The organism is Mesorhizobium sp. P2_F8 (genome assembly GCF_056403655.1).
Window position 1 is genome coordinate 367,562 of sequence record NZ_JBFUFB010000001.1, and the last position, 23,094, is coordinate 390,655.

The window sequence follows — 23,094 nt, forward strand, 5'->3', positions numbered from 1 at the left end:
GCGACGGAGAACAGGGAAACGACGCGCGCCAAAGGCGGGGCCAAGCTAGGTCACGTGCTAGGGGGGCCGCGTCTTAAAAAATCACATTATTAATTCGTCAAATCTGTCCTTCAACATCGTCAATTCGAAGAAGTCTAGATTGCCTTGAATATCGGCTACCAGTTCCGCAAGGTCTGCGTCATCCAAAGCTAATATATAGCCTCTTCCATCCTGAGCCGTATCCTTGCAGCGCTGGGAAAACTTAGCCTTGTCGTGAAATTCTCTACACACAATAATTCCAAATTGACCCCTGCTGGGCGAGAACCGACCTGCTATCTGATCAAGTTCAGGATTGGCCAAGTCCTTTCCATAATTTTTGCATTCAAAAAATACGTGAGCCGCGGGGTAATGAGCGGAGAGCCACTTGAAGAAGCCTTGTGACGCCATATTCGTGTAGGTTATATCTATCCTCTTTCTCCCATCGTGAAGTTCAGTCTGCACACGTGGATGGGCCAAAACGGGATACATCATCGCCGAGAGTAGCGCTTCGACGGCAGACTCATATTTGTACGCGCCTTCCTTTCCGGGAAGAACGGAAGTTACATCCCTCAGCAATAAACTCCAATTTGGCAGCGGCGATTCCTCAGCCTCTGATATCTGCCTGTGCGTTAATGGATTGCTTGGAAAAAGATTGTCGTTCTTATAGTCTTGGAGAAGATGTGGGTTCTCTAAAGTTTGTTCAATAACTGTTGGTTTACCAACGCCATATTTCTTTTTTAGGTCTTTCTGGTATACCTTCCTTTTCCCTTTGTTCTTTTTAGATTTTAAAACGTAAACCAGGTTGGAGTTGGCTTTCAGCTCCACCTGCCGCAAGTGCTCCAATATATAATGCCGATAATATTTATCAACATCGTAGTCCATATCTTGTCGAACTATGATTTTGGGCACCAACAGTAGCTTATCACCCTTCGCCATAGGCAATTCGACAAAATCGCTTGCCCATTTGCCTGTTATCGGGTTCCACAGCGGACCCGAGACGACATTTGGGGTCAATGGTATGCCATACTGCTTGCACGCCTCTTGAGTGTAAGCAATCAACGGTCCTCGGATGATATTGGTCACGACATCGGAAACGATATCGACCGAAATCCCTTCAATCATCAGCACGGTATCTTCGAGATCCGTCAACAGTCCAGATCGAGCGGCCTTGCTTTTCGACAGAGCGTCCCAAACGTTTTCTGCCGAGCCCGAGCCCAAAACCCGCCCCCGAGAAGGCCCTTTAGATAGCCCAAGATGCGTTTCATTTGGCTCACGAAGCATCTCCAACAAGCTGACAGCTTCAACATGTTGGCCAGCCCTAATTAGGGATAGGACCTTTGAGAAAAAACTCTGAACCAAAGAAACACATTCGTCTCCCCACTCGGTGGTCAAAAGCCTGATGGCTCTTGGGCTTACGAAAAGCCGGACGTCCGCTTCAATATCAACGTCAACAAAAGACAAAGTTGGCTGGGTTCTGCCGAGCTTAAAATATTTTGATACGCGCATGCTTTAATTCTCGATGGAGTCGCAGAACATTACAATATTCTACGCGCTGTATCCGCAATTATTTTAATCAATGAGAAATCGATCGATGGCAAGGTCAGTCTAAACCGGCTGCGCAGAACGAGCGCGGACGATCCGACACACCCCAACGCCTTGGGGGGCAAGCGACACAGACCCTAGGCCCTTGCAAGCGCCTTTAGAAAGGCTTGGTATTCGGCCACGCTCTTGATTTTCGCATCTACCAACGCAACTATATCAGCGCGGCCTCTTTTCTCGAAGGACGATTTACCAGAAAAGCCGTCATACCCAAATCGGGCCTGAGCGCCATCTGCCAAATTTTTACACCAAATTCGTATATCGTCCTCTAGAGCCAGAAGGTCGCCGGTTGTAAGTCGGTCATTCGTCAGCTGTCCGTGAAATATCTTCTGTCTGTATTTCCAAGCTTCATCCATTCTTCCATCTAGCCGCGCATAGTCGGTGACTAAATTTGCAATTTGAACTGCAACGAGCTCTTGGAATGAGGCTTTGAAGTGCCTAAAATAGATATACGGCCTGCTCTTGGCGAGAGCTTCCATCAATTGTGGGACATCCGCTTGATCAAAGCTTGAGGACTGAAACACCAAGCTGGTTAGCAACCGCCGGATTTGTCGCTCCGCCCTGATCCACGCAAGAGAGAATGCGTCTACTCCTCTTGTTTTCGAGCTAACGTCGTTGCGAATTGTATCGATGACCACAAACGTGTCATCACACTCTTTGGTCACAGCTCCCTCCTGCAGCAAACATCAAGGTCAGGGTATCATAGGAGGTTAAGTCGGTACGATTCCAGTGAAAATTCGGCGATGGTACGGACTTATATTTGATGGGATATTTGTTTCATCGAAACGGTTCGTGACCGTTCGGAAAACATGCAACAATTTCGATAATTTACTTGGTACGCCCAAGGGGAATCGAACCCCTGTTCCCGCCGTGAGAGGGCGGTGTCCTGACCGCTAGACGATGGGCGCGTTCAAGAACCGGCGATATAGGCTGACGGCTGGGAAAAAGCAACTGGGGTTCGCGGGCTTTGTCGTATCGAGGAAAAGCCGGCCGCGAGCCTACCGTTTCGGCTCGATCAGATCCCAGAGATTGCCATGCAGATCGGCGAAAACCGCCACCGTGCCATAGGGCTCGAAGCGCGGCGCCTCAAGGAATTCGACGCCCTTCTCCAGCATCGCCGCATGGTCGCGGGCAAAGTCGTCGGTTTCGAGGAACAGGAAGACACGCCCGCCGGTCTGGTTGCCGATGCTTTTCTCTTGTGCCTCGTCGGAAGCCTCGGCCAGCAACAGCTTCGCGCCGTGCCCGTCAGCCGGCGCCACCGTGACCCAGCGCTTGCCGCCACCGAGATCGACATCCTCGACCAGCAGGAAACCCAGCCGCTCGACATACCAGGCAATCGCCTCGTTATAGTTGGCGACGACCAGGGCGACGGTCGCGACGCGACGATGCTCGGCGAACCCGGTCATCCCTTAAGCCTTGCTCATTGTTGCCGACCGCTCTTTTGTCGCGGCCCGCTCATTTGTTGCGAATTGCAAAACGGCCGATCACACGGCGCTCTGTCATGTCGTAGACGAAGATCGTGCGGCTGCCGTCGCCAAGCTCGGCGTCGATGGAGACGCGGTTGCCGGACAGCGACTGGCTGATCACCTTGGCCCCGACCGGCAGCACGATGTCGCCGCTGACCGGCTCGCCGGCCGGCATCTGGATGTCGCCGGCCAGCGGCGGGTTCGCCGGCGGTGCGTTGCGCGCTTTGTAGACAAGGGCGCCGATAACCACCATAAGGGCAAGGAACAGCAGGCCGAGATTGATCCCGACGAAGCGGACGAGTTTCCTGCGCACCATTTCGACCTCGGGGTCGAGCGGTTTCTCCTGATCTTCCTCGGCAATTGGGCTGGCCATGGCAAATAGTCCGGAACGGTTCTTCAATGAGCGCTCATAGCGAAGAGGCCCCTGAATTGATAGAGGACCAATTCATAGCGGCGGCGCCCACCGTGCTGGTCGCGGGCGCGGATGCGGCCGGTCAGCGCCTTGACCAATGGCTGGCTGCTAGCCTCGGCCCGGACATGTCGCGCAGCCGCGTGCAGATGCTGATCAGGCAGGGCGCGGTTTCGATTGACGGCAAGCCGGTCGACGAGACCAAACGCAAGATGACGCCGGGCGAAAGCGTCTCGGTCGCCATGCCGGAGCCGGAACCAGCGGAGCCACAGGGCGAGAACATCGCGCTCGATGTGCTCTATGAGGACGACGAACTGATCGTCATCAACAAGCCGGCTGGCCTTGTCGTGCATCCCGGCGCCGGCAATTGGACCGGCACGCTGGTCAACGCGCTGATCCATCATTGCGGCGACAGCCTTTCCGGCATCGGCGGCGTGCGCCGTCCGGGCATCGTTCACCGCCTCGACAAGGAGACCAGCGGCGTCATGGTGGTCGCCAAGACCGATCGCGCCCACAAGTCGCTGTCCGAAGCCTTCGCCGATCACGGCCTGACCGGCGATCTCGAACGCGCCTATCTGGCTTTGGTCTGGGGCATACCGCAGCGGCCGACGGGCACGGTCGACGCGCCGCTCGGCCGCGCCGCCGACCGCGTGCGCCGCGCCGTGGTGCCGGAAGGACGCGACGACGCCCGCCACGCCGTCACCCACTTTACCGTGCGGGAGCGCTTCGGCGTCGATCAGCAGGAATTCGCCACGGCCAGCCTGGTCGAATGCCGGCTCGAGACCGGCCGCACCCACCAGATCCGCGTCCACATGGCGCATATCGGCCATCCGGTGATCGGCGACCCCGACTATGGCCAGGCCTTCTGCACCAAAGCCAACCGGCTGCCCGAACCGCTGAAAAGCCAGGTCAAGGCATTTTCCCGGCAAGCTTTGCATGCCTGGCTGCTTGCATTTCGCCACCCGACTACCCATTTAACGATGAGGTTCGAGGCGCCGATACCGAGGGACATGGAGGAACTCGTCGGCGGTTTCCGCAAGCTCTGAATCGGTCACCAACAAGCTTCAAGCTAGCCATCAAAAAACCTGACTGGCATTGTTCACTTCAGCGTGACACACTGTTTCGTGTTGAACAAACGCCTGTCTTTTCTGGTTTTGTTCCTGTATATATCTGATGTCGCGGGCGAGCCTTTTGGTGCTCGCGTCACATGCCCGCCGCGTTTCGGGGGCATCACTCCAATAGAGAGGGGGCGCTATCATGGCCCAGTCACTACCCAGTATTGTTTCCGGCGAAGGCGGCCTCAGCCGCTACCTGGAAGAAATCCGCCGCTTTCCCATGCTGCAGCCGCAGGAAGAGTACATGCTCGCCAAGCGTTATGCCGAGCATGAGGACACCACGGCCGCACACAAGCTCGTCACCAGCCACCTTCGGCTCGTCGCCAAGATCGCCATGGGCTATCGCGGCTACGGCCTGCCGATCGGCGAGGTGATCTCGGAAGGCAATGTCGGCCTGATGCAGGCCGTCAAGAAATTCGAACCGGAGCGCGGCTTCCGCCTCGCGACTTATGCCATGTGGTGGATCAAGGCCTCGATCCAGGAGTACATCCTGCGCTCGTGGAGCCTGGTCAAGATGGGCACGACCGCCAACCAGAAGCGCCTGTTCTTCAACCTGCGCAAGGTGAAGGGCAAGATCCAGGCGCTGGATGACGGCGACCTCAAGCCTGACCAGATCGCCGAGATCGCCACAAGGCTGAACGTTTCCGAAGCCGAAGTGGTGTCGATGAACCGCCGCCTGTCGGGCGACGCCTCGCTCAACGCCCCGATCCGGGCGAGCGAAGGCGAATCCGGCGAATGGCAGGACTGGCTGGTCGACGACCATGAAAGCCAGGAAGAGATGCTGATCGAGCAGGACGAGCTGGAAAACCGGCGCGGCATGCTGTCGGGCGCTCTTGCCGTGCTCAACGAGCGCGAGCGGCGCATCTTCGAGGCTCGTCGCCTCGCCGAGGAGCCGCTGACCCTGGAAGAGCTGTCGGCCGAGTTCGACATCAGCCGCGAGCGCGTGCGCCAGATCGAGGTGCGCGCCTTCGAGAAGGTGCAGGACGCGGTCAAGGCCGCCGCCAAGCGCCAGACCCAGGCGCTGCGCACCATCGAGGCGCAGCCGGCGGCTTAAGGCTAGCTTGGCAACAAAAATACAAAGGCGGCGTCAGGAAACTGACGCCGCCTTTTTTGTAGCGCTGTCTAGAGCAATTCCAGGAAAAGTGTGAAGCGGTTTTCCCGGGAAAAGCGCGTAGCGCTTTCCCTCAGGGAATTGCGTCAAATCAAAGAGATAGAGCGGTTCGGCGTTTCTGTTAAACGGTGAACCGCTCTGGCGCCGTCAGGTCAAAGTGAGTCCAGCGGAAATTTCAGATAACGCCGGCCATTGGCTTCCGGGTCAGGAAGCCGTCCGCCATTCATGTTGACCTGCAGCGCATGCAGGATCAGCCTCGGCATCGGCAGTGTCCTGTCGCGGGTTTCACGCAGGGCGACGAAATCAGCCTCGGTGCGCGCGGCAACAAGATGGATATTGCTGGCCTTCTGCATCGCGACCGTGCTTTCCCATAACGGCTCTCGTCCGCCGGGCTGATAGTCATGGCCGACGAAAACGCGCGTCTCGTCCGGCAACGCCAGGATGTCCTGGATCGAGTGCCACAGCCGCGCTGCACTGCCGCCGGGAAAGTCCGCCCTCGCGGTGCCGCTGTCGGGCACGAACAGCGTATCGTGGACGAAGGCGGCATCGCCGATCACATAGGTGATCGAGGCCAGCGTGTGCCCGGGTGAGAACAGCACCGTGACCGGAAGGGTGCCGATCCGGAAGGTTTCGCCTTCCCCGAAAAGCTTGTCCCATTGCGAACCGTCGGCGGGAAAAGCCGGCCAGTTGTAGATCGCCTTCCACAGTTTCTGGACGTCGACGACCCTCTCGCCGATCGCCGTAGGCGCGCCTGTCTTCTGCTTCAGATAGTGTGCCGCCGAGAAATGGTCGGCATGCGGATGGGTATCGAGGATCCACTCGACGCCGAGCCCCTGCTCGCTGACGAAGTCGAGCAGGGCATCGGCGCTCTTCGTCGCCGTGGCGCCGGACCTCTCGTCGAAGTCGAGGATCGGATCGATGATGGCGCATCGTTTCGTCGCCGGGTCGGCGACGACATATTGGATGGCCCCGGTCGGTTTGTCATAGAAGCCGCTGACCTGCGGCCTGGCCAAAGCTAGGTCCAATTTCAGCTCCCCCAACCCTTGCTGCATGTCGCCCAAAAGTGGCCCCGGCTTTGGGAGAACGACATGCACAAAAACAAAGACCTAAGACGCGTCGTCTGAGTTCATTCAGAAGCGACGCGCTTTGGTCGGCAGGAATGATTTTCTCTGCCGGCACCCAAGGGGAGCATGGTTGCCCCCTCGCTGGACCCAGTCAAGTATCATTTCGCTCGCTGCGGCGAGAAAGCCAAAAACTGTTCCGAAGTGGTCAGGCGGATGGCTGCTTGGTCTTCCTGAGATAGGGCAGGATGGTCTCGTAGGCGCCGAAACGCTTGATTGCATCCTCGTTGGAGACGGCGGCGGTGATGATGACATCCTCGCCCTGCTTCCAGTTCGCCGGCGTCGCCACCTGGTGTTTGGCGGTCAGCTGCATGGAATCGACCGCGCGCAGGATCTCGTCGAAGTTACGGCCCGTGGTCATCGGATAGGTGAGCACCAGCTTGATCTTCTTGTCCGGCCCGATGACATAGACCGAGCGCACCGTGGCGTTGTCGGCGGGCGTGCGGCCCTCCGACGTCTCGCCGGCGCCGCCCGGCAGCATGTCGTAAAGCTTGGCGACCTTGAGGTCCCTGTCGCCGATCAGCGGATACTTCACCGAATGGCCGGTCGCCGTCTTGATGTCGTCCTGCCATTTGCCGTGGCTTTCGACCGGATCGACCGAAATGCCGATGATCTTGACATTGCGCTTCTTGAACTCGCCCTCCAGCCCGGCCATCGTGCCAAGCTCGGTCGTGCAGACCGGGGTGAAATTCTTCGGGTGGCTGAACAGGATCGCCCAGCCGTCACCGATCCATTCATGGAACTTGATCGTCCCTTGCGTGGTCTCGGCGGTGAAGTCCGGCGCGATGTCGTTGATACGAAGGCTCATGGCACATCTCCCCTGAAACAAATCCTGCCAGCAGAGAGGGCTACGGGCGGCAAACCATGCCGCCATTAAGGCGTCCCCACGCTCCGGCATTGCTGCATCTTAGCGCAAAAATCGCGGCCGCGAGATAATATGAAACTCTTGTCGGCGGCAGAACGAGTATTTTTGTGCCGCTGGCGGCAACGCCAGCGCATGCGAGCCATGTGGACAGGAAGGCTCCGTGCGCCTCAGGCCTTGTTGACCGCCAGCGTCTCCGTCAGATCTTCCATGCGCTGCGCCAGTGCACCAAGCGCGTTGGTCAGCACGCTGTCGTTCTTGTCGGCCTTGGTCAGCGCATCGTCGCGCGTCTTGCGCAAGGTCAGCACTTCGCTTTCCATGCCCTTGACGCGCTTCTGCAACTCCGAGAGCTCGTCCATCACCATGATGCCGGCCATGACGGTCAGCCGCTGGTCGCCGATCTCGCCAAATGAGTCCTTCAGATGCAAGACATAGCGGTCGAAGCGTTCCGCAAGATCGATCAGATGCTCTTCCTGGCCTTCGTCGCAGGCCATCCGATACTGCTTGCCATCGATGGAAACCGTGACCTGTGCCATGAGCCTACCTATCCAGCCCTATCTGTCCAACACAGCGCGGATGGTTTCCATGGCGGTCACCAGCCGTCGCGACACTTCCTTGTTGGCGTCTTCCAGCCTTTCGGCGCGCGCTTCGGAATTGTCGAGTTCTTGCGCCAGCCGGGATCTGTCGGCATTCATCCGCTGCACCTCGGCCTCGGCTTCCGAGTAATCGCGTTCATGCTCGAGCTTGGCCGCGACGGCATTTTCCAGCCCCTCGATGGCCTTACCCAGCCTGGAGATGACTTCCTTGAGCGTGGTTTCCCCGGTCATGGCCTTCGTCCTGTGCCCTGCCCATCACCGAATCGTTCGCGTTCAGAACGCGTTATCCGCGAAACATTAGGCACCGGGTGAAGGCAACGTCAACAAAGCTCTCGCGACTGTCCCCTGCTAACGCTAATGTAGGCCCGCCATCGGCATCATAAGACCGGCAAATACGCACCGATTTGTTGACTAAAAGCCCGCGCCTGCTATGTGTCGCGCACCCTTTTCCAGGGCTCTCCCCAGCCCCCAAACCCCCATTTCTGGAGGAACCATGACGTCGCGTGAACAACATGACCGGATGGCCAATGCGATCCGTTTTCTCTCCATGGACGCCGTCGAGAAGGCTCAGTCCGGCCATCCCGGCCTGCCCATGGGCTGCGCCGACATCGCCACGGTGCTGTTCACACGCTTCCTGAAATATGATCCCAAGGCCCCGCACTGGCCCGATCGCGACCGCTTCATCCTCTCGGCCGGTCACGGCTCGATGCTGCTCTATTCGCTGCTGCATCTGACCGGCTATGAAGACATGACCATCGACCAGATCAAGCATTTCCGCCAGTTGGGCTCGAAGACCGCCGGCCACCCTGAATATGGTCACGCCACCGGCATCGAGACGACGACCGGCCCGCTCGGCCAGGGTCTCGCCAATTCGGTCGGCTTCGCGCTCGGCGAGCGCATCATGAACGCCGCCTTCGGCAACGACCTCGTCAATCACTACACCTATGTGCTGGCCGGCGACGGCTGCCTGATGGAAGGCGTCAGCCAGGAGGCCATCGCGCTTGCCGGGCACCTCAAGCTCAATAAGCTGATCGTCTTCTGGGACAACAACAACATCTCGATCGATGGCCCGGTGTCGCTCGCCGACAACACCGACCAGGTCGCCCGCTTCCAGGCGTCCGGCTGGAACGCCAGCCACATCGACGGCACGGATCCGGAAGCGATCGCCTATGCCATCGAAGCCGCCCGCCATTCCGACAAGCCGACGATGATCGCCTGCAAGACGACCATCGGCTTCGGCGCGCCGACCAAGGCCGGCACCAACAAGGCACACGGCTCGCCGCTCGGCGCCGACGAGATTGCCGGCGCACGGAAGTTCTTCAACTGGGATTCGCCGCCCTTCGAGATTCCGGCCGACATCCTCGACGCATGGCGCACCGCCGGCAAGGCCGGCGTCAACGCACGCACCGACTGGGAAGGCCGCCTCGCCAAAGCCGAAGCGAAGCTGAAGGCTGAGTTCGAACGCCGCATCGCCGGCAAGCTGCCGTCCAACTTCGACGCCGTCATTGCCGACTACAAGAAGAAGCTCTCGGTCGACAAGCCGAAGGTCGCCACCCGCAAATCGTCCGAGATGGCGCTGGAAGTCATCAACGGCGCCGTGCCTGAGACCATCGGCGGCTCCGCCGACCTGACCGGCTCCAACAACACCAAGACCAGCCAGACCAAGAACATCACGCCGGACGATTATGGCCAGCGCTACGTCCACTATGGCATTCGCGAGCATGGCATGGCCGCCGCACTCAATGGGCTGACGCTGCATGGCGGCCTGATCGCCTATGGCGGCACCTTCATGTGCTTCTCCGACTATGCCCGTCCGTCGATGCGGCTGGCCTCGCTGATGGGCATCCGTTCGATCTTCGTCATGACCCATGATTCCATCGGCCTGGGCGAAGACGGCCCGACCCACCAGCCGGTCGAGCATCTGGCGGCACTGCGCGCCATTCCCAACCACAATGTCTTCCGTCCGGCCGATGCGGTGGAAACCGCCGAATGCTGGCAGATCGCTCTCGAGTCGGAAAAGACGCCTTCGACTTTGGCGCTGACCCGCCAGAACCTGCCGACGGTGCGCACCGAATTCTCGGCCAAGAACCTGAGTAGCCAGGGCGGCTACGAACTGGCCGCAGCCAGCGGGGAGGCCGCAGTGACGATCTTCGCCAGCGGCTCCGAGGTCGAGATTGCGCTTGCCGCCCGCGAGTTGCTGGAAAAGCATGGTCATCCGACCCGCGTCGTGTCGATGCCTTGCTTCGAATTGTTCGACAAGCAGAGCGACGACTACCGCAAGAAGACGATCGGCAACGCGCCAATCAAGATGGCGATCGAAGCCGGCATCCGCCAGGGCTGGGATCATCTCATCGGCTCCGACGGCATCTTCATCGGCATGACCGGCTTCGGCGCCAGCGGCACCATCGAACAGCTCTATCCGCATTTCGGCATCACCGCCGATGCTGCCGCCAAGGCAGCGGAAGCCCGCTTGCACGGCAAGTAAGGTCTTGCATGTCGCCCAAAAGCGTATCTCGGTTTTGGACAACGACAGGCTGAAGCAAAAAATGCCCCGGCGAAACCGCACAAAGCGATTTCGCCGGACTGGCCCAACCTAATCGATTTAAATCCATGTCGCTGCGGCTGGATTCTTTCCGCTTCCGCCGCTATGAAGCTGCGGACCCATCGTCTGCCCTCCAGCTCCCCGGGAGAGAAAAATGACCGTCAGAGTTGCCATCAACGGATTCGGCCGCATCGGCCGTAACATCCTGCGCGCCATCCATGAATCAGGCCGCAAGGACATCGACGTCGTCGCCGTCAACGATCTCGGCCCGATCGAGACCAATGCCCATCTCCTGCGCTTCGACAGCGTGCATGGCCGCTTCCCGCACGAGGTTTCGGTCTCCGGCGACCAGATCACCGTCGGCAAGGAAAAGTTCAAGGTCACCGCGATCAAGGATCCGACGCAACTGCCGTGGAAGGAACTCGGCGTCGACATCGCGCTCGAATGCACCGGCATCTTCACCGCCCGTGACAAGGCCGCTGCGCACCTGACCGCCGGCGCCAAGCGCGTGCTGGTCTCGGCGCCGGCCGAAGGCGCCGACCTCACCGTCGTCTACGGCATCAACCACGACAAGCTGACCAAGGACCACATCGTCATCTCGAACGCGTCGTGCACCACCAACTGCCTGGCGCCGCTGGCCGCCGTGCTGCACGAGACGGTCGGCATCGAAAAGGGCATGATGACGACGATCCATTCCTATACCGGCGACCAGCCGACGCTGGACACCATGCACAAGGATCTCTACCGCGCCCGCGCCGCCGCCTTGTCGCAGATCCCGACCTCGACCGGTGCCGCCAAGGCGATCGGCCTCGTCCTGCCCGACCTCAAGGGCAAGCTCGACGGCATCTCGATCCGCGTGCCGACCCCGAACGTCTCGGTCGTCGATTTCAAGTTCATCGCCAAGCGGCCGACCACCGTCCAGGAGATCAACGATGCGGTCATCGCTGCGTCCAACGGCAAGCTGAAGGGCATTCTCGGCGTCACCCATCACCCGAACGTCTCGATCGACTTCAACCACGATCCGCGCTCCTCGATCATGGCGCTCGACCAGACCAAGGTCATGGACGGCAACTTCGTTTCGGTGCTGTCCTGGTACGACAATGAATGGGGCTTCTCCAACCGCATGGCCGACACGGCGGTCGCCTTCAGCAAGACCATCGCCTGATCGCAACGCCTTCCTTCGAGACCTGAAACGCCCGGCTTGTCCGGGCGTTTTTCATGCGAGCGCCGTGCGCCTTCTCAAATCGTGCCCTGAGCGCCAAAGCGTTCGAAAATCAGCGGCATAGGGCAAAAAACCACCCCGCCGCCTTGCACTGGTCACGTCTTCGCCCCACTCTGCCGTAAACCAGGAGACAGACGAATTTGAGGGGCTGATTTCAGGATGGAGCATGCGATCTATCTCGTCACGCTGGTCGGCACAGCACTTGTCGTCGCCGCCGCGTTTTCGAGCCTGATCGCCTTCCGCTTCGGCGCCCCGCTTCTGCTTCTCTTTCTCTGCATCGGACTGGCCACCGGCACCGACGGCCTCGGCATCGAGTTCGACAACGCCCGCATCGCCTATTTTGCCGGCTCACTGGCGCTGGCCGTCATCCTGTTCGATTCCGGTTTCGGCACCCCGCTCAACGCCTTGCGGCAGGCGGCGGGACCGGCGCTGTCGCTGGCGACCTTCGGCGTGCTTCTCACCACCGGCCTGTTTGGCGCCGCCGCCCACTACCTGCTCGACCTCACCTGGCTCGAATCTTTCCTGCTCGGCGCCGCCGTCGCCTCCACCGATGCCGCGGCGGTGTTCTTCCTGCTGCGCGCCGGCGAGATCAATCTGCGCGAGCGCGTGCGTTCCACGCTCGAGGTGGAATCCGGCACCAACGACCCGATCGCCATCTTCCTCACCATCACGCTGGTCGAAATCATCGCCGCCCACGCCAACCCCGAGGCCAATGTGCTGGTCACCAGCCTGGTCTTAGGCTTCCTGCTCAACATGGGCCTCGGCGCCGTCGTCGGCGCGCTTGGCGGCCTTGCCATCGTGCGCCTCGTCGACCGGCTCAATCTCGATCACGGCTTGCTGCCGATCTTCGTGCTGACCCTGTCGCTGATGATCTTTGCCGCCGCCGGCGCCATCGGCGGCTCGGGCTTCCTGGCGGTCTATATTGCCGGCCTGATCGCCGGTAATTCCGACATCCGCGCCGTCACCATTCTGAAACGCTTCCAGGACGGTATGTCGTGGCTGGCGCAGATCATCATGTTCCTGATCCTCGGCCTGTTCGCGACGCCGTCGCAATTTCCGGCGATCATGGTGCCGGCGATAGCGCTCGGCCTGTTCCTGATGTTTGTCGCCCGCCCGATCGCTGTCTGGCTCTGCCTGATCCCGTTCCGCTTGCCGCGCCCCGAAGTCGCCTTCGTCTCCTGGGTCGGCCTGCGTGGCGCGGTGTCGATCCTGCTCGCCATCACCCCGCTGCTCGGCGGGTTGGAAAACGGTCGTGTCATCTTCAACACTGCCTTCATCATCGTGCTGGTGTCGCTGGTCATCCAGGGCTGGACGGTCGGGCCGCTGGCGCGCCGTCTCGGCCTGATCGTGCCGGCGCGGCTCGGCCCGCTGGACAAGGTCGAGCTGGAACTGCCGGGCTCGGCCCATCACGAGCTTCTTGCCTATCGCGTGGCACACGGCAGTCCCGTGGCGCGCGGCGAGCGCATTCCGCGCTGGGCGCGGCCCTCGCTGGTGCTGCGCGACGGGCGCTCGATGCGCTTCCAGGACATGGGCAGGCTCGCCGCCGGCGACCAGGTCTATATCTTCGTGCCGGATCGCTATCCGCGCCTGCTCGACAAGCTGTTCGCCAGCCGCGCCGTTGTCGATCCCGAGGATGCGGATTTCTTCGGCGCCTTCGCCGTGGACCCGGCGCGCTCCGCCGCCGAACTGGAGGCCGCCTATGCGCCCGGTCTGACCGAAGCGGAGCAAAAGCTCACCGTCGGCGCGCTGGTCACCGCGCGGCTCGGCGGCCATGCCGAATATGCCGACCGCGTGCTGCTCGGTCCGATCGAGCTGATCGTCCGCGACGTTGACGACAAGGGCAAGATCATGGGCCTCGGCCTTTCCTTCGAGCCGACCGCACCGGTGGCGCGGGTGCCGGTTTTCCTGAGCGCCGGCGAAATCGGCGACCGGCTCTCTGCCTTTATCCGCAACTGGCGCAAACCGACCGAGACGCAATTGGCCGAGGCGCGGGCGGACGAGAAGCCGGCGCCGGAACCGGCAGCGGAGAAGGCTGCGACCGAGAGCTGACACGGCGATCGCTGCGCTGCCCCTCACCCGCTGCCGGCACGGCCCTGGTACCGTCTTCAAAATTTCGTATCGAACCCAGCCTAAGCCTTGCATCATCGTTGGCGCGGGGTATGGTCCCCCGATTTTTTTGCGAAAGGAACCTGCATGGCCGCCTTCAAGACCCTCGACGACATCGGCAACATCAGCGGCAAGCGCGTGCTGGTGCGCGTCGACCTCAACGTGCCTGTCGCCGACGGCAAGGTCACCGACGCCACCCGCATCGAACGCATCGCGCCGACCATCGCCGAACTGTCCGGCAAGGGCGCCAAGGTTATCCTGCTCGCCCATTTCGGTCGGCCCAAGGATGGCCCCTCGCCCGAATTCTCGCTGGAGCCGATCGCCAGGGCGACAGCCGATGTGCTTGGCCGGCCCGTCGGCTTCGCCAGCGATTGCGTCGGCGACACGGCGGGAAGCGCCATCGCCGCCATGGACAAGGGCGACGTGCTGCTGCTCGAAAACACCCGTTTCTACAAGGCCGAGGAGAAGAACGATCCGGCTTTCACCGAAAGGCTCGCCGCCTGCGGCGACATCTTCGTCAACGACGCCTTTTCCGCGGCGCACCGCGCCCACGCCTCGACCGAGGGGCTGGCGCGTCTGTTGCCGGCCTTCGCCGGCCGCACCATGCAGGCTGAGCTCGAGGCGCTGGAGAGGGGTCTCGGAAATCCGGTCCGTCCGGTGGTTGCCATTGTCGGCGGTGCCAAGGTCTCGACCAAGATCGACCTGTTGATGAATCTGGTGAAGAAGGTCGACGCGCTGGTCATCGGTGGGGGCATGGCCAACACGTTCCTTGCCGCGCGCGGCACCGATGTCGGCAAATCGCTGTGCGAGCATGATCTCGCCAGCACTGCCAAGCAGATCATGATCGAAGCGGCCGAGGCCGGCTGCGCCATCATCCTGCCGGTCGACGGCGTCGTCGCGAAGGAATTCAAGGCCGGTGCGGCCTGCGAGACCGTCGCCATCTCGGAGGTGCCGGCCGACGGCATGATCCTCGATGTCGGCGCCAAAACGGTGGCGACCATTGGTGAATGGATCGACCGCGCCGCAACGCTGGTCTGGAATGGCCCGCTCGGCGCTTTCGAGATCGCGCCCTTCGACCATGCGACGGTAGCGGCGGCGAAGCACGCGGCGGCGCGCACCAAGGCCGGCAAGCTGGTCTCGGTCGCCGGCGGCGGCGACACGGTGGCGGCGCTCAACCGTGCCGGCGTCGCCGACGACTTCACCTATGTCTCGACCGCCGGCGGCGCTTTCCTGGAATGGATGGAAGGCAAGCCGCTGCCCGGCGTCGACGTGCTGAAGCACTAATGCATTCTTCAGCCAGGCGGAAACGCCTGGCGCCGCGGAAATGCGGCTGAACCGAACGCCTCGATCAACACAAAGAGAGCGGGCAAGGGCTCTCAAGACTTTCAATCGATTCGAGCTTTCCGATGCCATTCCTTTGGCGGTAGACTTCCGTTAAGCGCGGAAGACAACCGTTTCAGGAGAAGCAGAATGAGCGAACGTCTCGAATACATTGCCGCCGCGATCGTGGCCGATGGCAAGGGCCTGCTGGCCGCCGACGAAAGTTCCGGCACCATCAAGAAGCGCTTCGACGTCATCGGCGTCGAATCGACCGCCGACAGCCGCCGCGACTACCGAGAGATGATGTTCCGCGCCAGGGAGGCAATGACCCGGTATATTTCCGGCGTCATCCTCTACGACGAGACGATCCGCCAGAAGGCCGCCGACGGCACGCCGCTGGTCGATATCATCAAGGCGGCCGGCGCGATCCCCGGCATCAAGGTCGATGCCGGCGCCAAGCCTCTGGCCGGTTTTCCCGGCGACACCGTCACTGAGGGCCTCGACGGCCTGCGCGAGCGCCTTGCCGACTACTACAAGCTCGGTGCCCGCTTCGCCAAATGGCGCGCGGTGATCGACATCGACACCGGCAAGGGCGTGCCCTCGGCCAATTCGATCAGCTCGAACGCCCATGCACTCGCCCGCTATGCAGCACTTTGCCAGGAAGCCGGCATCGTGCCGATCGTGGAGCCGGAAGTGCTGATGGACGGCGCCCACGACATCGACACCTGCTACGCGATTTCGAAGGCGACGCTGATCAAGCTCTATGACGAGCTCCACGCGGCACGCGTCGTGTTGGAGGGCACCATCCTGAAGCCCAACATGGTGCTGGCCGGCAGGAAATCGGGCAAGGTGAGCAGCCCGGAAGAAGTCGCGGAAATGACGATAAAACTGTTCCGCGAGACCGTGCCGGCAGCGGTGCCTGGCATCGCCTTCCTCTCCGGCGGCCAGGAAGACGAGGAAGCGACCGCCAACCTCAACGCCATCAACGCCATCGGGCCGCACCCGTGGAAGCTGACCTTCTCCTATGGCCGCGCCCTGCAGGCCGCGCCACAGAAAGCGTGGAGCGGCAAGGCCTCGAACGTCGCCGCCGGCCAGGCCGCCTTCACCCACCGTGCCCACATGAACCATCTGGCCGCGCTTGGGAAATGGAAGGCGAGCCTGGAACAGGCCGCCTGATCGGGGCTTTTTCCGTCTTCCTTCGAACCCGGGCCGCTGCGCCCGGGTTTTTTGTTTGTGGCTTGCCTGGGCTTGGGACGGCGCGCCTGCATCCCTACTTCCTCTCCGGCGCTGGAGCGTGATCCCGAACCCGGAATCCGGTTTCGCAAGATCATGCTCAAAAACAAACAACCGGCGATGTCGGATTTCGCCCGTCCCGAACGTCCTTGGGATGACAGACAGGGAGAGGTTCATGAACCGCAACAAGGTCGTTTCGCGCGAAGACTGGTTCCAGGCGCACAAGGCGCATCTGGCGCGCGAGAAACAACTCACCAAGCTTCGCGAGCGCATTGCCGCCGAACGGCGTGAACTGCCCTGGCTGAAGATCCGCAAGGACTATGTCTTCGAGACCGGGCAAGGGCCGAAGAAACTGGCGGACTTGTTTGCCGGCAACAGCCAGTTGATCGTCTACCACTTCATGTTCGGGCCGGGGTGCAACCATCATTGCGAGGGTTGCTCGTTCCTTGCCGACCATATCGACGGCGCCAACCAGCACCTGAGACATCACGACGTGTCGCTGGTCGTGATCTCGCGGGCGCCGCTGGCCGAATTGCTGCCCTACAAGCAGCGCATGGGCTGGAAGTTCGACTGGGTGTCGTCCTATGCCTCGGATTTCAACTTCGACATGCAGGTCTCCTTCACCGACAAGCAGATCGCAGCAGGCGACACCACTTACAATTTCGAGACAATTCCCCGGACGTCGAAGGAACTTCCCGGCACCAGCGTTTTCTACCGAGACGAGAACGGCGACATCTTTCTCACCTTCATGTCGCGCGCCCGCGGCGGCGAGGCGCTGATCGGCACGTATGATTATCTCGACCTGACGCCGAAGGGCCGCAACGAGACCGGCCCCTATCATGGCCTGATGGACTGGGTGCGGCTGCATGATGAATATGGCGACCGGTCTGGAGAGCAGGAGACCTGTTGCGATCAACGTGTCGGCGAGCCGGCCGTTCACCTCGAGCGCAACATGCGCTAAAGGGTGCGCATGCAGCGCCCTCTCACCCTTCTCACCTGGCTCGCCTACCCGGTCTATGTCTGGCAAGGCCTCGGGGTGCGCCGCCGCACCACGCGCATGCTGCCGGCGCAGGGTCCGGTCATGCACGATATCCAGGGCAAGGCGCCGCCAATCTCGCTTCTGGTGCTGGGGGATTCCTCGGCCGCTTCGGTTGGCATCGGCAATTCGGAGAACGGGCTTGCCGCGCAACTCGCCGTGCTGATTGCGCAGAACACCGGCCGCGCCGTGCGCTGGCGGGCGGCCGGCTTCAATTCGGCAACGTCGGGCCAGATCCGCGACCATGTCCTGCCCAATCTGTCGGCCGATCCGTGGACGCATATCGTGCTCGCCATCGGCACCAACGACACCAAGAATTTTCACTCGGTGCCGCGCTTCAAGAAGGAGTTCGGCGGCCTGCTCTATGCGCTGCGCGCCAAATGGCCGGAAGCGCGCGTGGTGTGGTCGCCGGTGCTGGAGTTCACGCGGGCACCTGCCATGCCGTCGTTGCTCGGCAAGATCCTGGAGATCCGCGCCACCGAGATGAACCGGATGGGCGAACGCCTTTGCCTGGAACGCGGCGCGGTGCCGGCGCCGCGCCTGCCGATCACAAATCCTGAAGAGGGTTTTGCCTCCGACGGATTTCATGCCTCGGAAGCCGGCTACCGGGCATGGGCTGAGCATCTCACCGGCCTGGTGCTTGCCAGCTGAACTGGAGCCGGGCTTGGTTGGCGCAGGCTTATGTCCAGTGTCCGAGCACGGCTGTTATGGAAATCGCCGCCATCGCCAGCAGCGCCAGCTTCCAGAAGTCGCTGCGCCGTTTCAGCCCCGGCCAGCCGAGCGGCTTGATCAGCTGGATGACCATGATGCCAACAATGACGAGCGCGAGGAGTTTCGACATGCCGCCTTTGACCAGCAACACGGCCGGCTGTCAAAGCACGTCGTCGTTGCCCGAGAAGAATGGGCGCCGCGATCTCGAGCCGGAACGCGGCGCCCGCCTTGACTGAGGAACGATCTACTTCAGCGGCTTGAGGCCGGCCTCGATCGAGGCGCGCTTCGGTTCGAGGAACGGCGGCAAGGCCAGCTTTTCACCCAGCGTCTCCAGCGGCTCGTCGGCGGTGAACCCCGGCCCATCGGTGGCGATCTCGAACAGGATGCCGTTCGGCTCGCGGAAATAGAGCGAACGGAAGTAATAGCGCTCGACCTCGCCGCTCGATGGCAGCCGGAATTCGGCCAGCCGCGCCGTCCATTGATGCAGCGTCTCCTGGTCCGGCGCCCTGAAGGCGACGTGATGCACCGCACCGGCGCCTTGCCTTGCCGGCGCCAGTCCGGGCTGCACCAGGACATGAAGCTCCGCCGCCGGTCCGCCCTCGCCCATTTCGAAGACGTGAACCTGGCCTTCGGGCGAGGCATAGTCGCGGGCCTTGCGCATGTTCATCACTTGCGTCACCACCGCCTCGGTGTTGGTGATGTCGGGAACGCTGATGACGATCGGCCCGAGCCCGCGAATCTGATGCTCAGCCGGCACCGGGCTGTGCGCCCAGAGGTGGCTGTCGCCCTTGCCGCCATCGCTGATGAGGCGCAGACGCTGGCCCTCGGGATCTTCGAAATCCAGGCTGGGGTAGCCGCCGAAGTCGACGATCTCGCTCGTCGCGATGTTTTCGCTGGTCAGGTGCTGCTTCCACCAGGCAAGGCTTTCCTGGCTGCCGACCCTGAGGCTGGTCCGCACGATGCTATGGGTGCCGCGCCGCTCCTGGCCAACTGGCCAGTCGAAGAAGGTAAGATCGGTGCCCGGTGTCGCTTCGCCGTCGGCATAGAAGAGGTGGTAAGCCGAGGTGTCGTCCTGGTTCACCGTCTTCTTGACCAGCCGCAAGCCCAGCACCTTTGTGTAGAAATGAAGATTTCCAGGCGCATTGGCGGTGATTGCCGTCAGATGGTGGATTCCTGTCAGTTGCAGGCTCATGGTCGTCTCCCTGTTTTTGGGGAATAATTTTCTCCCTCCATATCAGAACTTCGGCCACGTCGCTGAAGACCGCGTATCCTGACAGTCCGTCGCTCAGGATTGAACAATGGACCCTCGATCGATATTCGCTCGGTGAACAATCCCGACCGGCAAGCGTGCTGCATGGCCTCGACTCGATGCAGAAAAAACGATGTCTTCTCTCGGGGTACACTGCGATCACAACTATCGTCCGCGCCCTGCCACCCTCCTGACAGACTGCTGTCAGGAGGGGTATGCGATACTGCCTCCAGTTAAAGAGAGGAGACTAGCTATGAACGGTTCCACCCTTCTGCGCGGCGTGCAGCACTATGTCGGCAAGATACGGACGATGCGCAACGAGATCCGCACCCAGCGGTTCATGAACTCGCTGCCGGCGGACATTCGCAAGGATATCGGCTGGCCGGACATGTATGCCGAACGTCGCTACCGCGGCAATTGAGACGAATTTTTCGACACAGCGGTTGGATGTGGGCGCCCCAAGGCCCAGATAATAGGTCCGGCGCGCAAGGGAGGAGCGAGCTCATGCCCAAACAGAAGCAGATCGGCTTTCTTTTCATCGAGGGCTTTGCCGACTGGGAATATGGGCTGCTGGCGGCCTCGGCGGTCGAATGGTTCGGTGCGCGCGCCGTATCGCTGACGCCCGGTGGCAAGCCAGTGACCGGGATCAGCGGTTTTCAGTTGACACCAGATCGCTCTGCTGAAGCTGGGGAGAATGCCGATCTCGACGCCATCGTCGTCATCGGCTCCGACCAGTGGACAGGCAAGGCGCCACCGGATGCGGCAGACCTGCTCACCGCTGTTGCGTCGCGCGGCGGCGTCGTTGGCGGTGTCTGCGCCGGCACGTTGGCGCTGGCCCGAGCCGGCCTGTTCGAGAAGGCCAGGCACACCAGCAATGGCCGCGATTGGATCAACAGTCATGAAGCCGGCTATCCCGGCAACGGCAACTATCAGGACGTGCCGCATGCCGTTGCCGACGGCGCTGTGGTTTCCGCGCCGGGCTCGGCGCCGGGCACATTCGCGCTCGCCTTTCTGAAGACGCTCTATCCGGAAAGAAGCAGCGATCTCGCGCAGATGCGGACGCTGTTCGCCAAGGAGTATGCTGAAGCCTCCTGACAGTATGCTGTCAGGATAGACGTGCAATAGGTGTCGCGAGCAAACTCACTTCGGGAGAAACGCATGGCTTCCATTGCTGCAAAAGCTTCGGCCTGGTTCCAGATTCCCGTCACTGACATGGACAGGACAGGAGCCTTCTACGGGAAGGGCCTCGCGGAATGGTGAAGAGCTGGAACGACAGGCTGAATACGCCCGGTATCAACGGCGTGAAGCCGACGCCGCGCACGATGGCCGATGTCATCGAGGGCCAGCCGATGCTGGTGCCGACTGCACGCCAGGTCGATGATTTCATCCGCTCGATCCCGGAAGGCGTGGAGATGGATGTCCGCGCCCTGCGCACGGCGCTTGCCATCGAGCACGGCGCCGAAGTGACATGCCCGGTCACCATCGGCTATCATCTGCGCACTGTTGCCGAGGCCGCCAACGAGGATCTCGAGCGCGGCATGACACTGAGCGATATTGCGCCGTTCTGGCGCGTGCTCGACTCGAACACGCCGACCACGAGAAAACTGTCCTTCGGCGCGGCATTCGTCGCCGCGCAGCGCAAGCGCGAAGGGCTGAAACCATGATGCATGCCGCCCCAAAACTGTTCTGCGGTTTTGGGCGGCATGCATAGAAACAACGCCGAGGGACCAAACGATGCGCCGCGCCGACAGGCTCTTCCAGATCGTGCAGCATCTGCGCGGTGGCCGTCTGGTCACCGCCCAGAAGCTCGGCACATGGCTCGAGGTTTCCGAGCGAACCATCTACCGCGATATCGCCGACCTGCAGTCGACCGGAGTGCCTATCGACGGCGAGGCCGGGGTTGGCTACATGATGAGGGAGGGTTTCGACCTTCCGCCGCTGATGTTCACGCGTGACGAGATCGTCGCGCTGGTTGCCGGCGCCCGCATGGTGCGCGCCTTTGGCGGCGCCGCCATGGCGCGCGCTGCCGACGAGGCGCTGGTCAAGATCGGTGCGGTGCTGCCGGATGCCGAGAAGGACCGCATCGCCCGCACCGAGATCCACACGCCGATGTGGGTGGTCAGCGACGCCGCCCGCGAAGCGATCGACCTGATCGAGCGCGCGGTCGAAAAGCGCCAGGTTCTGACCATCGACTATAGCGACGAGGCCGGCCGCGGCACCGCACGCGATATCCGTCCGCTCGGCCTGTGGTTCTGGGGCAAGGTGTGGACGCTGGTCGCCTGGTGCGAGATGCGTGACGACTTTCGCGCCTTCCGCATCGATCGCATCGCTTCGGTGGTCATCGCCGGCCGCATCTTCAAGCCGGAGCGAGGCAAGCAGCTTGCCGACTTCTATCGGGCAGTGGAGCGCAGCGAGGATTACGGCATGGCGCCGGACCGTGCGGCGCGGACCTAGAGCAACTCCAGGAAATGGGTGAACGGCGTCAAAGTAAAAAGGGACTGCCGGACCGCACAAAAAAAGCCCGCTCGAAGCGGGCTTTTTGTTGGGTGTCGGAAATATCACTCGTCGTCGTTGTCCGTGTTCTTCGACTTCAGGGCCGAGAGCTTGGCGAAAACGGCGTTGGCGTCGAGCTCGGCGTCCTCGTCCTTCGGCTTCTCCGGAGCCGGCACCAGCCGCTCGGTCAAGGCCGCTGGCAAAAGCGTGTCGCCGACCGGCTGCGCCTGTTCGCGGCCACGCGAAGCGCGGTTGACTTCCATGTCGAGGTCGATCTGCGAGGCGAGACCCAGCGTCACCGGGTCCATCGGCTGCAGATTGGCCGAGTTCCAGTGCTTGCGCTCGCGGATCTGCTCGATCGTCGACTTGGTGGTGCCGACGAGGCGGGAGATCTGCGCATCTTTCAGTTCGGGATGGTTGCGCACCAGCCACAGAATGGCATTCGGCCGGTCCTGGCGCTTAGACAGAGGCGTGTAGCGCGGACCCTTGCGCTTGGATTCCGGCACCCGCACCTTGGGGTCCGAAAGCTTCAGGCGCTGGTTCGGATCCTTTTCGGCGCGCGCAATCTCGTCGCGGGTCAACTGGCCGGTCATGATCGGATCCATGCCCTTGATGCCTTGCGCCGATTCGCCGTCGGCGATCGCCTTGACCTCGAGCGGATGCAGCCCACAGAACTGCGCGATCTGCTCGAAAGAAAGCGCGGTGTTGTCGACCAGCCAGACGGCAGTCGCCTTGGGCATCAGCAGCGTATTGGCCATTCTAAAAATCCTTCTCGTTCGCCCGCGTTCCCGCGCGGGCGGTGGTTTAGAGCCACCAAAATGGGAAATTCGCGGCCTGTATAGCCGCTCCGTCGCCGCTTCGCAATGTTTTTGGATGTCATCGGCC

Annotated in this window: 24 protein-coding genes and 1 tRNA gene; 13 read left to right on the forward strand and 12 right to left on the reverse strand. The window is 61.6% G+C overall.

What is annotated here, in order from left to right; translation table 11 throughout:
• Positions 1 to 81: 81 nt before the first annotated feature.
• The 5 genes from AC1DZP_RS01735 to AC1DZP_RS01755 all read right to left on the reverse strand — a co-directional run bounded on the left by AC1DZP_RS01735 (position 82) and on the right by AC1DZP_RS01755 (position 3,456).
• Positions 82 to 1,524, reverse strand: a complete 1,443-nt coding sequence (locus AC1DZP_RS01735) for a hypothetical protein (RefSeq protein WP_477299928.1) — start codon at positions 1,522 to 1,524, stop codon at positions 82 to 84.
• Positions 1,525 to 1,697: 173 nt separating this feature from the next.
• Positions 1,698 to 2,282: a hypothetical protein gene (locus AC1DZP_RS01740; protein WP_477299929.1), complete on the reverse strand. Its 585-nt coding sequence runs from the start codon at positions 2,280 to 2,282 to the stop codon at positions 1,698 to 1,700.
• 168 nt (positions 2,283 to 2,450) lie between these two features.
• Positions 2,451 to 2,525, reverse strand: a tRNA-Glu gene (locus tag AC1DZP_RS01745).
• A gap of 90 nt (positions 2,526 to 2,615) precedes the next feature.
• A complete protein-coding gene (locus AC1DZP_RS01750) occupies positions 2,616 to 3,023 on the reverse strand; it encodes a VOC family protein (protein WP_477299930.1) in 408 nt (135 codons plus the stop codon).
• 49 nt (positions 3,024 to 3,072) lie between these two features.
• A complete protein-coding gene (locus tag AC1DZP_RS01755) occupies positions 3,073 to 3,456 on the reverse strand; it encodes a fimbrial protein (RefSeq protein ID WP_477299931.1) in 384 nt (127 codons plus the stop codon).
• Positions 3,457 to 3,482: 26 nt separating this feature from the next.
• Here AC1DZP_RS01755 and AC1DZP_RS01760 point away from each other — a divergent pair, with 26 nt between their 5' ends.
• Both AC1DZP_RS01760 and rpoH read left to right on the forward strand, forming a co-directional pair.
• A complete protein-coding gene (locus AC1DZP_RS01760; RefSeq protein ID WP_477299932.1) occupies positions 3,483 to 4,538 on the forward strand; it encodes an RluA family pseudouridine synthase in 1,056 nt (351 codons plus the stop codon).
• 211 nt (positions 4,539 to 4,749) lie between these two features.
• Positions 4,750 to 5,661 (forward strand): RNA polymerase sigma factor RpoH, encoded by a 912-nt coding sequence (rpoH, locus tag AC1DZP_RS01765; protein WP_095089340.1) that lies wholly within the window; start codon positions 4,750 to 4,752, stop codon positions 5,659 to 5,661.
• A gap of 209 nt (positions 5,662 to 5,870) precedes the next feature.
• Here rpoH and AC1DZP_RS01770 read toward each other — a convergent pair whose 3' ends face one another.
• The 4 genes from AC1DZP_RS01770 to AC1DZP_RS01785 form a co-directional block, all read right to left on the reverse strand.
• A complete protein-coding gene (locus AC1DZP_RS01770) occupies positions 5,871 to 6,743 on the reverse strand; it encodes an MBL fold metallo-hydrolase (protein WP_477299933.1) in 873 nt (290 codons plus the stop codon).
• A gap of 244 nt (positions 6,744 to 6,987) precedes the next feature.
• The gene (locus AC1DZP_RS01775; protein WP_184875785.1) at positions 6,988 to 7,647 is read right to left on the reverse strand and encodes a peroxiredoxin; all 660 of its coding nucleotides are present in this window, start codon (positions 7,645 to 7,647) and stop codon (positions 6,988 to 6,990) included.
• A gap of 224 nt (positions 7,648 to 7,871) precedes the next feature.
• The gene (locus AC1DZP_RS01780) at positions 7,872 to 8,237 is read right to left on the reverse strand and encodes a cell division protein ZapA (RefSeq protein WP_095089345.1); all 366 of its coding nucleotides are present in this window, start codon (positions 8,235 to 8,237) and stop codon (positions 7,872 to 7,874) included.
• A gap of 18 nt (positions 8,238 to 8,255) precedes the next feature.
• On the reverse strand, positions 8,256 to 8,528 hold the full coding sequence (locus tag AC1DZP_RS01785; protein ID WP_095089347.1) for a DUF4164 domain-containing protein: 273 nt from the start codon (positions 8,526 to 8,528) through the stop codon (positions 8,256 to 8,258).
• A 262-nt stretch (positions 8,529 to 8,790) separates the two neighbouring features.
• Between AC1DZP_RS01785 and tkt the strand changes: the two genes are divergently transcribed.
• The 7 genes from tkt (at position 8,791) to AC1DZP_RS01820 (ending at position 18,407) form a co-directional block, all read left to right on the forward strand.
• The gene (gene tkt / locus AC1DZP_RS01790; RefSeq protein WP_477299934.1) at positions 8,791 to 10,782 is read left to right on the forward strand and encodes a transketolase; all 1,992 of its coding nucleotides are present in this window, start codon (positions 8,791 to 8,793) and stop codon (positions 10,780 to 10,782) included.
• Positions 10,783 to 10,993: 211 nt separating this feature from the next.
• Positions 10,994 to 12,004 (forward strand): type I glyceraldehyde-3-phosphate dehydrogenase, encoded by a 1,011-nt coding sequence (gap, locus tag AC1DZP_RS01795; protein WP_477299935.1) that lies wholly within the window; start codon positions 10,994 to 10,996, stop codon positions 12,002 to 12,004.
• A gap of 216 nt (positions 12,005 to 12,220) precedes the next feature.
• Positions 12,221 to 14,110, forward strand: a complete 1,890-nt coding sequence (locus AC1DZP_RS01800) for a potassium/proton antiporter (RefSeq protein WP_477299936.1) — start codon at positions 12,221 to 12,223, stop codon at positions 14,108 to 14,110.
• 144 nt (positions 14,111 to 14,254) lie between these two features.
• Positions 14,255 to 15,451, forward strand: coding sequence for a phosphoglycerate kinase (locus AC1DZP_RS01805; protein ID WP_477299937.1), 1,197 nt, complete (start codon positions 14,255 to 14,257; stop codon positions 15,449 to 15,451).
• 186 nt (positions 15,452 to 15,637) lie between these two features.
• Positions 15,638 to 16,663, forward strand: a complete 1,026-nt coding sequence (locus AC1DZP_RS01810; protein ID WP_477299938.1) for a class I fructose-bisphosphate aldolase — start codon at positions 15,638 to 15,640, stop codon at positions 16,661 to 16,663.
• A gap of 232 nt (positions 16,664 to 16,895) precedes the next feature.
• On the forward strand, positions 16,896 to 17,681 hold the full coding sequence (locus tag AC1DZP_RS01815) for a DUF899 domain-containing protein (protein WP_477299939.1): 786 nt from the start codon (positions 16,896 to 16,898) through the stop codon (positions 17,679 to 17,681).
• Between the two features lie 9 nt (positions 17,682 to 17,690).
• Positions 17,691 to 18,407, forward strand: coding sequence for an SGNH/GDSL hydrolase family protein (locus tag AC1DZP_RS01820; RefSeq protein WP_477299940.1), 717 nt, complete (start codon positions 17,691 to 17,693; stop codon positions 18,405 to 18,407).
• Positions 18,408 to 18,435: 28 nt separating this feature from the next.
• On the opposite strand, the gene AC1DZP_RS01825 is transcribed toward AC1DZP_RS01820, so the two are convergent.
• Complete coding sequence (locus AC1DZP_RS01825) at positions 18,436 to 18,597, reverse strand: hypothetical protein (RefSeq protein WP_082525434.1); 162 nt, start codon at positions 18,595 to 18,597, stop codon at positions 18,436 to 18,438.
• 114 nt (positions 18,598 to 18,711) lie between these two features.
• Positions 18,712 to 19,659 carry a ring-cleaving dioxygenase gene (locus AC1DZP_RS01830; protein WP_477299941.1) on the reverse strand — a complete coding sequence of 316 codons (948 nt, stop codon included), beginning with the start codon at positions 19,657 to 19,659 and terminating at the stop codon, positions 18,712 to 18,714.
• Between the two features lie 310 nt (positions 19,660 to 19,969).
• Here AC1DZP_RS01830 and AC1DZP_RS01835 point away from each other — a divergent pair, with 310 nt between their 5' ends.
• The 4 genes from AC1DZP_RS01835 (at position 19,970) to AC1DZP_RS01850 (ending at position 22,170) form a co-directional block, all read left to right on the forward strand.
• Positions 19,970 to 20,137 carry a hypothetical protein gene (locus AC1DZP_RS01835; protein WP_457150466.1) on the forward strand — a complete coding sequence of 56 codons (168 nt, stop codon included), beginning with the start codon at positions 19,970 to 19,972 and terminating at the stop codon, positions 20,135 to 20,137.
• 83 nt (positions 20,138 to 20,220) lie between these two features.
• On the forward strand, positions 20,221 to 20,811 hold the full coding sequence (locus AC1DZP_RS01840) for a DJ-1/PfpI family protein (RefSeq protein WP_477299942.1): 591 nt from the start codon (positions 20,221 to 20,223) through the stop codon (positions 20,809 to 20,811).
• Between the two features lie 158 nt (positions 20,812 to 20,969).
• Complete coding sequence (locus AC1DZP_RS01845; protein WP_457150464.1) at positions 20,970 to 21,380, forward strand: hypothetical protein; 411 nt, start codon at positions 20,970 to 20,972, stop codon at positions 21,378 to 21,380.
• Positions 21,381 to 21,450: 70 nt separating this feature from the next.
• Positions 21,451 to 22,170, forward strand: coding sequence for a helix-turn-helix transcriptional regulator (locus tag AC1DZP_RS01850; protein ID WP_091578656.1), 720 nt, complete (start codon positions 21,451 to 21,453; stop codon positions 22,168 to 22,170).
• Between the two features lie 104 nt (positions 22,171 to 22,274).
• On the opposite strand, the gene AC1DZP_RS01855 is transcribed toward AC1DZP_RS01850, so the two are convergent.
• Positions 22,275 to 22,967: a DUF1013 domain-containing protein gene (locus AC1DZP_RS01855; protein WP_095089368.1), complete on the reverse strand. Its 693-nt coding sequence runs from the start codon at positions 22,965 to 22,967 to the stop codon at positions 22,275 to 22,277.
• Positions 22,968 to 23,094 lie beyond the last annotated feature (127 nt).